Below are 11,781 nucleotides of genomic sequence, written 5' to 3' on the forward strand. Positions count from 1 at the left end.
GTTGGACGATCAATGATGGAAAATCCGTGCGTATTTGCAGAACGTCCAAATGACTGGACGTTCTGAGGTTGTCGGTCTAGGCTCTCTGGTATGGATGATTGTTTTCAACCCGCACCGCTGGCCGACCCGCTTGGAGAAGTCCTGCATATGTTGCGGCTCACCGGAACGCTTTATTGCCGCGCCACCATGACTGCACCCTGGGGGCTGATCATGCCAAGGTTGGTGGATTCGATGATCTTTGTGATCGTCACCGCCGGACGCTGCATTGCTGAAATCGATGGAGAGAGCGTTCCGCTATCGGCAGGCACCATGGTGCTGATCCCACATGGCGACAGCTTTCGGCTGCTGAGCGATGCAGATGCGCGCGCCGTACCGCTGTTTGATCTGCCGGTCGAGAAAATCAGCGAGCGCTATGAATTGATGACCTATGGCGGCGGCGGTGAACTGACGCGGGCGATGGCGGGCGTCGTTCAGTTCGATAGCGTTGCGGGCCAACGCATGATGAGCACCCTGCCTCGCATCATTCGTATCGACGGTTGGGACGAATCTCTGGGTGACTGGGTGGGGAGCACGCTGGGGCTGATTGCGCGAGAGGCGAGTGCGCTCAAGCCGGGCGGTGAAATCGTGATGACGCGGCTGGCCGATATTCTCGTCATCCAGGCCATCAGGGCCTGGCTCGATTCCGCGCCCGAGAGCGAACAGGGTTGGCTTGCCGCGCTGCGCGATCCGCAATTGGGACGCGCGCTGGTGGCGATTCATCGTTACCCGCAAACCGACTGGACCCTCACGCAACTGGCCAGGCAGGCGGGCATGTCGCGTTCTGCCTTTTCGGCGCGGTTCAGCGCGCGGCTTGGGCAGTCAGCCATGGCTTATCTCGCCCAATGGCGGCTGCATCTGGCGCGGGCGCGTCTCATGGAAAGCACCGACCCGCTGGCTTCGGTGGCGCGGGAGGCGGGGTATCGATCCGAGGCTGCCTTCAGCCGGGCCTTCCGGCAGCATTTCGGCAAACCGCCCGGTGCGATGCGGCGCTCAGTTGCGGCGTAAACGGTCCAGCGCACCCTGCAGGATGTAGCTTGCGGCCAGCTTGTCGACGACTTCGGCTCGCTTGGCGCGCGACAGATCGGCTTCCAGCATGGTGCGGGTAACAGCCATCGTGGACATGCGCTCATCCCAGAACACGATCGGCAGATCGGTTTTTTGCTTCAAGTTCCGAACGAACGCCCTTGCCGACTGAGCCCGGGGGCCTTCGGTGCCGTCCATGTTGAGCGGCAGGCCCATGACGATCCCAGTCACATTGTTCTGGGCGATCAGGGTCAGCAGGCGCTCGGCATCGGCGGTAAATTTGGTGCGTTTGATGGTTTCGATTGGCGAAGCCGCCATGCGCAGGGAATCGGATATTGCCACTCCGATGGTTTTTGTCCCCAGATCGAGCCCCATCAGCTTGCCGGCAGGATGCAGGTCAGCGAGGGGGTAGGGAGTATCGGTCATCGCGTGGTTCCTTGCGGAGAGCTGTCTGTCGGCTTATCAGCAGTTTGCGCGGCACTGGCAAGGGAAATGGCTCAAATGAAGATCACCTGGTTTGCCAACATGACCTTTCGCATCCAGATCGGGGGACGGATTATCGTGACCTATGTCGAGGGCGCGCCCGAGGGGATCGACCGCACAGAACTGATCGCTGGAGCCCAGACCGTCATTTCGGCCCAGAGTCCCGATCTCGCCCAGTTCGATCCACTGGCATGGCGCCCGCGCCGCCGCACGCGGCTGATCGACCAGGAAGCGGGCGATGAGGGGCTCGATCTCTACCGTTTGGGCGCGCGCGGGCTTGTTGCCTATTCGGTCGATGAAGGATTGCTGGTTCTCGAAGATGCCGGGGCAGGGGCGCAGTGGTCTCGGTTTGCGGACAATGGTGTTATCGTTCTCGCAGGATCGGGCGCCCAATGCGCGGCGCATGGCACAGCCTTGCTCGATATCGACCGGCCGCGCCTCATCGCGCTAGCGGTCGACGATGGAGAGATCGATGCGGCTTTCGAGACGCTTGCACCCAAGTTGGGCCAGACAGGCCTGATCGTTCTTGAGCCGCGGCTGGCCGTGGAAGTGTAAGAAGAACCAATCGGGCGTATAAAGCCCTTCGATGGGCGGATTTGCCGATTGCGTTTGCCGGACGCCCATTGCTAAAAGCCCATTCAACAAAATGTTTGCTAGGAGATGGCTATGTCGGTCGACGCCGATACAGTAAGACGCATCGGGCGTCTGGCCCGCATCCGGATCACCGAAGACGAGGTCGCCGCCTATGAGGGTGAACTCAACGCCATTCTCGGTTTCGTCGAGCAACTCGGCGAAGTCGATGTCGAGGGCGTCGAGCCGATGAATTCGGTGACCCCGATGACGCTGCGCCGCCGCGAAGACAAGGTGACCGATGGCGGCTATGCCGACAGGATTGTTGCCAACGCGCCGATTTCGGAAGACAATTTCTTCATGGTTCCCAAGGTCGTGGAGTAGGCCGTGGCCGCAACCATTGCCATCGAGACACCGCTCACCGATGAGGTGCGGGCGCTGGTCAAGGCGCTCAACGCCTATCTCAACCCGTTGTCGCCGCCGCAATTTCAGTTCCAGATGACCGTCGAGCAGATGGCGGGTGACGACACCACGGTGTTTATCGCCCGCGATGAGGCTGGGCAGCCGGTGGGCATGGGCGCTCTGAAAACGTTCGGCGATGACATGGCGGAGGTCAAGCGCATGTACACCTTGCCGGAAGTGCGCGGCCAACGCGTTGGCGTGGCGCTGCTCGATGCCATCGAAGCCCTTGCCCGGCAAAAGGGCGTCAAAATGCTCAAGCTCGAAACCGGAAACGTGGCCGGGTTCGAGCCGGCCTGGCGGCTCTACGAGCGCGGTGGCTTTTCCCGTTGCGGCGCCTTTCTCGATTACCCCGATAGCGAATATTCGGCCTTTTACGAAAAGGCCCTGATCTAAGGATTTATCCGTGACCGATCTTACCCGTCTGAGCCTTAAAGCCCTGCGCGATGGCATCGCTGCCAAGGAGTTCACGGCACTCGAAGCCACCGATTCCTACATTTCGGCCATTGAGGCCGGCAACGACAAGCTCAACGCCTATGTCGCCGTCACCGCCGACAAGGCCCGTGAGATGGCCAAGGCGTCCGACGCGAAAATTGCGTCCGGCGACAACGGCATGCTCGAGGGCGTGCCGCTGGGCGTCAAGGATCTGTTTGCGACCAAGGGCGTCCACACCCAAGCCGCCAGCCACATCCTCGATGGCTTCAAGCCCGAATATGAATCGACGGTCACCGAACACCTGTGGGCCGATGGCGCCGTCATGCTGGGCAAGCTCAACATGGATGAGTTTGCCATGGGTTCGTCCAACGAGACCTCCTATTACGGGCCGGTGGTCAATCCCTGGCGCGGGGAGGGCGGCAACAAGGACCTGGTGCCCGGTGGCTCCTCGGGCGGTTCCGCCGCCGCGGTTTCCGCGTGGCTGTGCGCCGGCGCGACGGCCACCGACACGGGCGGTTCGATCCGCCAGCCTGCAGCGTTCACCGGCACCGTGGGCATCAAGCCGACCTATGGCCGCTGCTCGCGCTGGGGCACCGTAGCCTTTGCCTCCTCGCTCGATCAGGCCGGGCCGATTGCCCGCACGGTTGAGGATACGGCGTTGATGCTGCAGTCGATGGCCGGGTTCGATCCCAAGGATTCGACGTCGGTCGATCTGGCCGTGCCCGATTTTGCCGCTGCCGTGGAGCGGGGCGTGAAGGGACTCACCATCGGCGTTCCGGCCGAATACCGTATGGAGGGGATGCCCGCCGAGATCGAAAAGCTCTGGAGCCAGGGTCTCGAATGGCTCAAGGCTGAAGGCGCGACGGTCAAGGACATCTCCCTGCCGCACACCAAATACGCGCTGCCGGCCTATTACATCGTCGCCCCCGCCGAAGCCTCGTCCAACCTCGCCCGCTACGATGGCGTCAAATACGGGTTGCGCGTTTCGGGCAAGGACATCACCGACATGTACGAGTTGACCCGCGCCGAAGGGTTCGGTCGTGAGGTCAAGCGCCGGGTGATGATCGGCACCTATGTGCTTTCGGCCGGCTATTACGACGCCTATTACGTTCGTGCCCAGAAGGTCCGCACGCTCATCAAGCGCGATTTCGAGGACGCCTTCAACGCCGGTGTGGATGCCATCCTGACCCCGGCAACGCCCTCTGCAGCCTTCGGCATCGCCGATCAGGAACTGCACGCCGATCCGGTCAAGATGTATCTCAACGACATCTTCACGGTGACCGTCAACATGGCCGGTCTGCCGGGCATCGCGGTTCCCGCCGGCAAGGACGGGCAGGGGCTTCCGCTCGGGTTGCAGCTCATCGGCAAGCCGTTCGACGAAGAAACGCTGTTTGCCGCCGGTCGTGTCATTGAAAAGAGCGCCGGTCTCGATCTGGCCCCCGCCAAATGGTGGTAATGACCCAGGGAAAGCTCGAAGAGCTGATCCTTGCCAAAAAGCCTGTCGAGAACGCCGATCTGTCGGCGATAGACTGGTCCGATCTTGTCGATGGCGCGCTGCATGCGCGCCATTGCGTTTTTCGCGACGCTCATCTGACCGATGCCGAGCTGGCCGGTGCGAAGTTCGAGCACTGCACGTTTGAGCGGGCATGGTTCGGCGGCGCCAATTTCACCGATGCGGTATTTTCCAATTGTTCGTTCTTTGATGCCGAGACCCGGCAGGGCTGCGATTTTTCGCGCGCCGATTTCGAGGGGGGCGACGTTCGAGAACTGCAATCTGGCAACGGCAAAATTCGGCCTGGCGAGCCTTTTCGATGCCACTTTCAAGCATTGCAAGGCTGCGGGGGCTGATTTCGAGGATGCACGGTTTGCCAAAACCTCGGGCCGGGTCGCTGTTTCCCGCGTGCGGTTCATCGGTACCCAGCTCGACATGTCGAGTTTCCGGCAGGCGCGGCTCGAGGATTGCGTATTTTCCGAGTGCAGCCTGCGTCAGGCCGATCTGCGCCAGACGACGCTTTCGAGCACGGATATGCGCGGCTCCGATCTCTCAGAAGCGAACTTCAATGGTGCCATCCTCGACAATGCCGATCTGCGCGATGCAACATTGCTGGGCTTGGATGTCACCCAGCTCACGAGCTTTGAGGGCCTCAAGGTTTCCGCCGATCAGTTGACTGACATCGTGCGTCCCCTTGGCATCAGGGTCTTCCCGCGGGCGCGTTGAGTCACCATGTTGCACTGAAAGCCCTTAGCGGCTAACTCACACCTACAACAGTTTTCCGGTATTTTAGAAACTCATGTCCGATATCTTCACCACCCAGGATTGGTCCGCTCCGCCCAAGGATCTCAGCATGCCGCTTCAGGCGCTGTGGTGGATCCGCAAGGGCGAATTCCGCATGGGGCCGGAATGGGAGGAGGCGCATCGGATCGTCGTGCAGATGGAGGGCGTGGAAGCCTTCGATTGGGTTCATGCCCTGTTGCATTGGATCGAGGCCGACATGGGCAATGCCGATTACTGGTATCGCCGCTCGGGCAAGCGCCGCACCGCACCCACCGTATCCCAGGAATGGGAGCACATGGCGATGATGCTCTCGGACGGGCCCCGGCATTAGCGCAAGCTGATCTTGTCTGCGGAGCATTCATGGCTCAGCGACAACCGGTGTTCGCTGGACCGGCGGTGGTCTGTGCCGCCGGTCCAGCGCAGTTGATCAGCGGTTATCCAGTTGGCCGCGGACCAGCATGATGCCCCGCCGCGTTATGCGGTAGGGGCCGCCACCTTGAGAGGCAATGGTCTTGCGGCGACGCAGTTTCTTGAACAGCGTCAAATCGCATTGGGTCAAGAGCCAGCCGTCTCGATTGTAGCACTCGATGTCGGCGATCTTGCCGCGTGCGTCCTTGAGAGGCTGGATGTAGCCGCCCTGGGCCAGCGCGTGCAACACGCGCTGTTCGTCTCGGGAAATGTCCATGTACGTCTGTCTGCAAATCGGGCGGTGGGACCGCCAGTCAAACAAAACCGTGCCGCCCGCATCGCGCCAGGCGGTCGGTCGGTTCGATTTTCAGCCCAGCCTAATTCGGCCGGGCCTCAGCAGAGCTCAGACAGATTACACATGAGCAATCCGGATAAGCCCGGAAAGCCCAGAAGGCAAGTGGGGCGAATGAGGTGGTTGAAAATCATCGGCCGCCGATGCACACCTGCATCACGTATATTAGATGGGACACGGCCATGACCGCCACAAAACTGCCAGCCGAATGTGAAACCAAGGATGATGTACGCTTTGAGATCGACCGGATCGATCACGCGCTGATCGAACTTTTTGCCGAGCGGCATGCCTATGTAACGCGGATGGCCGAGATCAAGACCGACCCACATGAAGCCAACGATCCTGCCCGGATCGAGGCGATTGTTGCCAAACGGCGTGCCCAGGCTCTGGAACTCGATATCGATGAAGATCAGATCGAATTGCTCTGGCGCACATTAATTGACTGGAACATCAACTACGAAAAGGGCATCATCATCGCCCGGAACCGGAAAAAATAGAGCGCCTGAGGAAAATGCTCGACAATCTGATCCTTCGCCGCGCCTCCATCGCCGAAGCGGACAAGCTCGGCAAGCTGGCTTTTGCGTCCTGGGATTCGAGCATGCGCCACATCATCAGCCCGGAATCCGAAGAGGGTGTGGCCGCAGAGCGCGCTGCGCTCGAGCTTTCGTTCCAGCTGTTCTGCATCACCGCCAGCGATGCCATCACGGTTGCCGATCATGATGGCGAACTGGTCGGCTGGGGCGCCCGTGAACCGATGAGTGATTATATCTCCGACCTCTGGGTCAGCCCTGCCCATCAACGCAATGGAATTGGCCGCGCGCTTCTCGGCGCCGTGGAACAGGACGTTTTCCGCGCCGGGCACGATGTTGCGGTTCTTGAAACCCATGCCGAAAATGGAGGCGCCATCCGGTTTTACGCCCGTGAGGGGTACGGAATCGTTTGGCGGGGTATCAAATTTTCGCGCATGTTGGGCCAGCGCATCGAAAAAGTGCGCATGGAAAAGCAACTCGTGGTCACCGCCCACTAGCGCTTCCCAATCAATTGTTTTATCCCCGACATCATATTTCCGCGCAGTCTAGCGCCTGAGCAATCAAGCAGGTTTTCGCCTCCATGACACTGGTCGATACACGCACGCCCACCCCGAAATATTTCATCTCCGGCGCCACTGGCGATTGGGAAATGGTGATCGGCATGGAGGTGCATGCGCAGGTAACCTCGGAATCGAAGTTGTTCTCTGGCTCGTCCACAAAATTCGGCAATGCGCCCAATTCCAACGTGTCATTCGTCGATGCCGCAATGCCGGGCATGCTGCCTGTCATCAACGAGGAGTGCGTGCGGCAGGCCGTGCGCACCGGGCTGGGGCTCAAGGCGAAGATCAACAAGCGCTCGGTGTTCGACCGGAAGAACTATTTCTATCCCGATCTGCCCCAGGGCTATCAGATTTCCCAGTTCAAGGACCCGATAGTGGGTGAGGGAAAGGTCATGCTCGACCTCGGTGAAGACGGCGAGGTCGAAATCGGCATCGAGCGTTTGCATCTCGAGCAGGATGCCGGCAAGTCAATCCACGATCAGCACCCCAATATGAGCTTTGTCGATCTCAACCGCTCGGGCGTGGCGCTCATGGAGATCGTCTCCAAGCCCGATCTGCGTTCGGCGGACGAGGCCAAGGCTTACCTCTCAAAGCTGCGCACCATTCTGCGCTATCTGGGCACCTGCGACGGGAATATGGAGCAGGGTTCGATGCGGGCAGATATCAACGTTTCGGTTCGCCGACCGGGCGGCGAATTCGGCACGCGCTGCGAGATCAAGAATGTCAATTCGGTCCGCTTTGCCGGTCAGGCCATCGAATATGAGGCGCGCCGCCAGATTGATATCCTCGAGGATGGCGGGGTGATCGACCAGGAAACACGCCTGTACGATCCCAAGACCGGCACGACCCGGTCGATGCGGTCCAAGGAAGAAGCGCATGACTATCGCTATTTCCCCGATCCTGACCTTTTGCCGCTCGAATTCGATGATGCCTTCATCGAAATGCTCGCAGAGAACCTGCCGGAGTTGCCCGACGAAAAGAGCGCCCGCCTCGTCAAGGATTATGGCGTCACTCATTACGATGCCTCGGTTCTGGTCTCTGACCGCCGCTATGCCGATTTCTATGAGGACGTCGCCAGGGGGCGTGACGGCAAGCTTGCTGCGAACTGGGTGATCAACGAATTTTTCGGGCGCCTCTCGAAGGAAGGTCTTTCCATCGACGACAGTCCTATGGATGCCCACCAGCTCGGCGGCATCGTCGAGTTGATCTCCAAGGGCGAGATTTCGGGCAAGATCGCCAAGGATCTGTTCGAGATCGTGTGGACCGAGGGCGGCGATCCGGCCGAACTGGTTGAACAACGCGGCATGAAGCAGGTCTCCGACACCGGCGCGATAGAAAAGATCGTCGATGAAATCATCGCCGGCAATCCCGGACAGGTCGAAGCGGTCAAGACCAAGCCGGGCCTTTTAGGCTGGTTTGTTGGTCAGGTCATGAAGCAGACCGGGGGCAAGGCCAACCCGCAGGCGGTCAATGAAATCCTGAAAGCCAAGCTGGGACTGGAATAGACAGGGAACACAGGCGATAGGGTTGTCGTTGGTTGGGAAAGGAGGTCGCCATGACCAACCCACCACCGGACAACCCTATTCCCAATCCCGATCCGACCCCGCCGATTCCGGGGCCTAAGCCCGATCCGGTTCCGCCACCGCCGGACAGTCCCGTTCCTGATCCGACCGACCCCATACCGCGTCCGCCCGAACCGGAAATTCCGCCCAATCCGGGCGATCCGGTTCAGCCTGTCCGGAGCTAGAGCATTTCAGCGCTTCTTCGAATCGCTTCAGTTGCTCTAAGCCTCTGTTTTGTCGCGCTTCGGAACCGGAAAAGTGGTGCCCACTTATCCTGGAAGCGCTCTAGCTGGCCGCACGGGAGCGCATGCCCAGCCAGCGGGGCAGGCGGCCATCAATCATCAACAGACCGATGAAGATGGCCAGCATGCCCAAAAGGTGCGTGGGCAGGATGATTTCCCCGAGCAGCAGGAAGCCGAATATGATGGCCGATACGGGTGCCAGGAAGGTGACCGTTGAAAAGTTGGTCGCACCGACCCGGGGCAGGATCCGGTACATGATGATGAATGTGAAGGTCGTGGCCACGAGCCCTATGCCCATCGCCGCCAGCCAGGTTTCCGGCAAGGTGATGACCGGGGCCCCCTCAAAGAACAACGCCACAAGGGCCGAACTCAACCCTGCACCCGACATGGCCATAACCGCGAATGCGGTAGGCTCCACGCCTTTGAAGCTGCGGGTGATGTTGAGCGAAAGCGCATAACAGATGGTTGCAGCCAGGCATGCCATGATGGCCGAGAGTTGCGAGGTGCCACCCTCGCCAAGAGCCGGAGAGGCAAGAATGGCAACACCGGTAAATCCGCAGACCACACCAACGAATTTGAGCACGCTGGCCCGCTCACCCTCGCGGAAGAACAGCGAGATGATGACCGTCATGATGGGGGTCAGGGCATTGATGATCGCCGCGACGCCGCTGGCAAGGCTCCCCTGGGCCAGCGGATAGAGCGCAAACGGGATGGAATAGGCCAGCCAGCCCAGCGCACCGAGCTTGAGCCAGAGAACCGGGTCACGCGGGAGAGGCTTGCGCATGACGAACAGCGCCACCCAGCAACCCAGCGCCCCGATGCAGACGCGCAGCGCCGACACCCAGAGAGGGCCGAGTTCGCGGATCAGAATTGCGTTGAAAATGAAGGAAAATCCCCAGATTCCTCCCAGAAGGAAGATCCAGAACCAGTCGCGAGTCGCCATGATCTAATGCCAATAAATGGGAAAGAACGACGCTACGCCTTCGCCGGCGCGATGTCGAAGCAGTAATGGAAATGGCATGCATCAAATCGGGTGATGAAACGACCCGCTTTTGACGTCAATTGCGATAGGTGACCGCGCCGGAGGCGAGCAGGCGCAGAGCTTCAGGGTAGAGCTTGTGTTCTTCCACCAGTACACGGGCCGCAAGCGTTTCGGCGGTATCGTCGGGTTGAACGGGCACCCGTGCCTGCAAGATTGGAGGGCCTTCATCAAGGCCGGGCGTTACGAAATGGACCGTGCACCCGGCCTCAAGAGCACCATCGGAAATGGCCCGCGCGTGGGTGTCGAGGCCCTTATAGGCCGGGAGGAGCGAGGGGTGGATGTTTATTGCCTTGCCCTGCCAGTGCGTCGTGAATTCAGCTGTCAGGATGCGCATGAAGCCCGCAAGGCAGACGTAATCGACTGCCCATCCCTCAAGGATTTCTGTCAGGGCGTTCTCGAAATCGAGGCGGCTTTCAAAACTGCTTTGCGCCAGGCTGGCCGTTTGGATGCCTTCGGCGCGCGCCGTTTCAAGTCCGGGCGCCGCGGCGCGATTGGAGAAGACGCCGACGATTTCGGCCGGATATTCTGGCGCCTTTGCTGCTTCGATCAACGCGGTCATGTTCGAGCCGCGACCGGAAATCAATACGGCGACGCGTTTTTTGCCGCTCATAGGGCGAGGGCACCCGCAAATTCGACGGCATCGCCGCTGCGCTCGACGAGTTCGCCGATGATGCTGGCCGATTCGCCTTGGTTTTCGAGCCTGGTGACCAGCGCTTCGGCATCCTCGGCGCTAACGGCAACGAGCATGCCGACACCGCAATTGAAGGTGCGCAGCATTTCGCGTTCGGCAATCCCGCCCTGTCTGGCGAGCCAGCCAAAGACCTTCGGTGTCGAAACGGCGTTGAGATCGACGCGTGCCGCCAGCGATTGGGGCAGGACGCGGGGTATATTCTCCTGAAACCCGCCGCCGGTAATATGGGCCAGCGCCTTGATATCGAGGCTGGACCGGATCGCGTCGAGCAGCGGCTTTACGTAAATTTTGGTGGGCACGAGCAGGGCGGCGCCGAGGCTGGTTTCCGGAGCAAAGGGTGCCGGGTCGGACCAGTCGAGGCCGGACATGGTGACGATCTTGCGCACCAGAGAATAACCGTTGGAATGGACGCCGGACGAAGCGATGGCAACGAGCTTGTCGCCCGGCCCAATATCGGCGCGGGGCAGGAGCGCACCGCGTTCGGCGGCGCCGACGGCAAATCCGGCGAGATCGTAATCGCCACCGTGATACATGCCGGGCATTTCTGCGGTTTCTCCGCCGATCAGCGCGCAGCCGGCCTGACGGCATCCTTCAGCGATGCCTTCGACAATGGCCGTTCCCTGGGCGACGTCGAGCGCCCCGGTAGCGAAGTAATCGAGGAAGAACAGCGGCTCGGCACCCTGGACGACGAGGTCGTTGACGCACATGGCGACCAGATCGATGCCGACGGTATCGTGGATGCCTGCTTCGATGGCGATGCGAAGCTTGGTGCCGACGCCGTCATTGGCGGCAACCAGAACCGGGTCGGTAAACCCTGCGGCCTCGAGATCGAACAGGCCGCCAAAGCCGCCGATTTCCCCATCGGCGCCGGGGCGGCGGGTTGACTTGACCGCCGGCTTTATGGCTTCGACAAGGGCGTTTCCGGCGTCGATGTCGACTCCGGCCTGCTTGTACGAAAGGCCATTCGAGGGCAGGTTTGCATCGTCGGACATTTAAATACGCCATCCCCGGTGAGGCGCCGTCATGAAGGTCGGCATCAGATTAACGTTGATCGGCCCGGTCGGGCTCTGTATCTCGAAAGGCTGATACCGGCTCACAACGCTACGCGCA

At 60.6% G+C, this 11,781-nt stretch carries 17 protein-coding genes; 12 read left to right on the forward strand and 5 right to left on the reverse strand.

What is annotated here, in order from left to right; translation table 11 throughout:
• Window positions 1-90 precede the first annotated feature (90 nt).
• Window positions 91-1,044: an AraC family transcriptional regulator gene (locus tag OF122_RS09715; RefSeq protein ID WP_264227560.1), complete on the forward strand. Its 954-nt coding sequence runs from the start codon at window positions 91-93 to the stop codon at window positions 1,042-1,044.
• On the opposite strand, the gene ruvX is transcribed toward OF122_RS09715, so the two are convergent.
• Window positions 1,030-1,488 carry a Holliday junction resolvase RuvX gene (gene ruvX / locus OF122_RS09720; RefSeq protein WP_264227561.1) on the reverse strand — a complete coding sequence of 153 codons (459 nt, stop codon included), beginning with the start codon at window positions 1,486-1,488 and terminating at the stop codon, window positions 1,030-1,032. The genes OF122_RS09715 and ruvX overlap by 15 nt on opposite strands.
• 75 nt (window positions 1,489-1,563) lie before the next feature.
• Here ruvX and OF122_RS09725 point away from each other — a divergent pair, with 75 nt between their 5' ends.
• From OF122_RS09725 to OF122_RS09755, 7 genes are all read left to right on the forward strand, one after another.
• On the forward strand, window positions 1,564-2,100 hold the full coding sequence (locus OF122_RS09725; protein ID WP_264227562.1) for a hypothetical protein: 537 nt from the start codon (window positions 1,564-1,566) through the stop codon (window positions 2,098-2,100).
• A gap of 111 nt (window positions 2,101-2,211) precedes the next feature.
• Window positions 2,212-2,499 carry an Asp-tRNA(Asn)/Glu-tRNA(Gln) amidotransferase subunit GatC gene (gene gatC, locus OF122_RS09730; protein WP_264227563.1) on the forward strand — a complete coding sequence of 96 codons (288 nt, stop codon included), beginning with the start codon at window positions 2,212-2,214 and terminating at the stop codon, window positions 2,497-2,499.
• 3 nt (window positions 2,500-2,502) lie between these two features.
• Window positions 2,503-2,970, forward strand: coding sequence for a GNAT family N-acetyltransferase (locus OF122_RS09735; protein ID WP_264227564.1), 468 nt, complete (start codon window positions 2,503-2,505; stop codon window positions 2,968-2,970).
• A 10-nt stretch (window positions 2,971-2,980) separates the two neighbouring features.
• Window positions 2,981-4,465, forward strand: a complete 1,485-nt coding sequence (gene gatA / locus OF122_RS09740; RefSeq protein WP_264227565.1) for an Asp-tRNA(Asn)/Glu-tRNA(Gln) amidotransferase subunit GatA — start codon at window positions 2,981-2,983, stop codon at window positions 4,463-4,465.
• Window positions 4,465-4,857: a pentapeptide repeat-containing protein gene (locus tag OF122_RS09745; RefSeq protein ID WP_264227566.1), complete on the forward strand. Its 393-nt coding sequence runs from the start codon at window positions 4,465-4,467 to the stop codon at window positions 4,855-4,857. The genes gatA and OF122_RS09745 overlap by 1 nt, the downstream gene beginning before the upstream one ends.
• Window positions 4,805-5,227: a pentapeptide repeat-containing protein gene (locus OF122_RS09750; protein WP_408636334.1), complete on the forward strand. Its 423-nt coding sequence runs from the start codon at window positions 4,805-4,807 to the stop codon at window positions 5,225-5,227. The genes OF122_RS09745 and OF122_RS09750 overlap by 53 nt, the downstream gene beginning before the upstream one ends.
• 73 nt (window positions 5,228-5,300) lie before the next feature.
• Complete coding sequence (locus tag OF122_RS09755) at window positions 5,301-5,615, forward strand: V-type ATPase subunit a family protein (RefSeq protein ID WP_264227568.1); 315 nt, start codon at window positions 5,301-5,303, stop codon at window positions 5,613-5,615.
• 96 nt (window positions 5,616-5,711) lie between these two features.
• On the opposite strand, the gene OF122_RS09760 is transcribed toward OF122_RS09755, so the two are convergent.
• On the reverse strand, window positions 5,712-5,969 hold the full coding sequence (locus OF122_RS09760) for a YjhX family toxin (RefSeq protein ID WP_264227569.1): 258 nt from the start codon (window positions 5,967-5,969) through the stop codon (window positions 5,712-5,714).
• A 257-nt stretch (window positions 5,970-6,226) separates the two neighbouring features.
• Here OF122_RS09760 and OF122_RS09765 point away from each other — a divergent pair, with 257 nt between their 5' ends.
• The 4 genes from OF122_RS09765 (at window position 6,227) to OF122_RS09780 (ending at window position 8,881) form a co-directional block, all read left to right on the forward strand.
• Window positions 6,227-6,541, forward strand: a complete 315-nt coding sequence (locus OF122_RS09765) for a chorismate mutase (protein ID WP_264227570.1) — start codon at window positions 6,227-6,229, stop codon at window positions 6,539-6,541.
• 14 nt (window positions 6,542-6,555) lie between these two features.
• Window positions 6,556-7,071, forward strand: coding sequence for a GNAT family N-acetyltransferase (locus OF122_RS09770; protein ID WP_264227571.1), 516 nt, complete (start codon window positions 6,556-6,558; stop codon window positions 7,069-7,071).
• 83 nt (window positions 7,072-7,154) lie between these two features.
• Window positions 7,155-8,639 carry an Asp-tRNA(Asn)/Glu-tRNA(Gln) amidotransferase subunit GatB gene (gatB, locus tag OF122_RS09775; protein ID WP_264227572.1) on the forward strand — a complete coding sequence of 495 codons (1,485 nt, stop codon included), beginning with the start codon at window positions 7,155-7,157 and terminating at the stop codon, window positions 8,637-8,639.
• A gap of 50 nt (window positions 8,640-8,689) precedes the next feature.
• Entirely contained in the window at window positions 8,690-8,881 is a 192-nt protein-coding gene (locus tag OF122_RS09780) for a hypothetical protein (protein WP_264227573.1), read from the forward strand.
• Window positions 8,882-8,981: 100 nt separating this feature from the next.
• Here OF122_RS09780 and OF122_RS09785 read toward each other — a convergent pair whose 3' ends face one another.
• The 3 genes from OF122_RS09785 to purM all read right to left on the reverse strand — a co-directional run bounded on the left by OF122_RS09785 (window position 8,982) and on the right by purM (window position 11,663).
• Complete coding sequence (locus OF122_RS09785) at window positions 8,982-9,881, reverse strand: DMT family transporter (protein WP_264227574.1); 900 nt, start codon at window positions 9,879-9,881, stop codon at window positions 8,982-8,984.
• A gap of 115 nt (window positions 9,882-9,996) precedes the next feature.
• A complete protein-coding gene (purN, locus tag OF122_RS09790) occupies window positions 9,997-10,590 on the reverse strand; it encodes a phosphoribosylglycinamide formyltransferase (RefSeq protein WP_264227575.1) in 594 nt (197 codons plus the stop codon).
• On the reverse strand, window positions 10,587-11,663 hold the full coding sequence (gene purM, locus OF122_RS09795) for a phosphoribosylformylglycinamidine cyclo-ligase (RefSeq protein ID WP_264227576.1): 1,077 nt from the start codon (window positions 11,661-11,663) through the stop codon (window positions 10,587-10,589). The genes purN and purM overlap by 4 nt, the downstream gene beginning before the upstream one ends.
• Window positions 11,664-11,781: the final 118 nt, after the last annotated feature.

The sequence above is a fragment of the Pelagibacterium flavum genome, from assembly GCF_025854335.1.
Lineage (GTDB): Bacteria > Pseudomonadota > Alphaproteobacteria > Rhizobiales > Devosiaceae > Pelagibacterium > Pelagibacterium flavum.